This window comes from Holdemanella sp. DFI.5.55, from assembly GCF_020593575.1.
Lineage (GTDB): Bacteria > Bacillota_I > Bacilli_A > Erysipelotrichales > Erysipelotrichaceae > Holdemanella > Holdemanella hominis.
On sequence record NZ_JAJDMK010000208.1, the window covers coordinates 1 to 402 of the forward strand.

A 402-nucleotide genomic window follows, 5' to 3' on the forward strand; every position below is an offset into this window, starting at 1 on the left:
TTGATGGAGTAGAACCTAAACATCGTGGAACACCTGCTACAAAAAGAGGATTATTAGAATCAGCAGATATGTATCATCACTGCAATACAGAGATTCACTCATACAATTGCCATAAAAAAAGCCCATCAAATCATATAAAATGATTTGTATGGGCGCTTTTCATTTGCTAAGTCTTGTTTACATCTCTATTTAATTCTATACTTCAATTATGGACACCACTTATCATTCAAACATTCCAATTGAAACTCTATCATTATTAGATTGTGATGTTAAAAACTTCAATTTTATTCATCCCATCAAGAATATCTTCTTCGATAATATTGACTACATTCGAAAACTAGATGCTTCCGGTAAAGCTCGTCCTTGCATTTTAGACAATGTAGAACGTTCTCTTCTTTGCCA

Annotated in this window: 1 pseudogene; it reads left to right on the forward strand. The window is 32.8% G+C overall.

Annotated features, from left to right (window positions below):
* Window positions 1-208: 208 nt before the first annotated feature.
* Window positions 209-402 (forward strand): annotated as a pseudogene (locus LJE08_RS13835) (hypothetical protein); the annotation flags it as partial.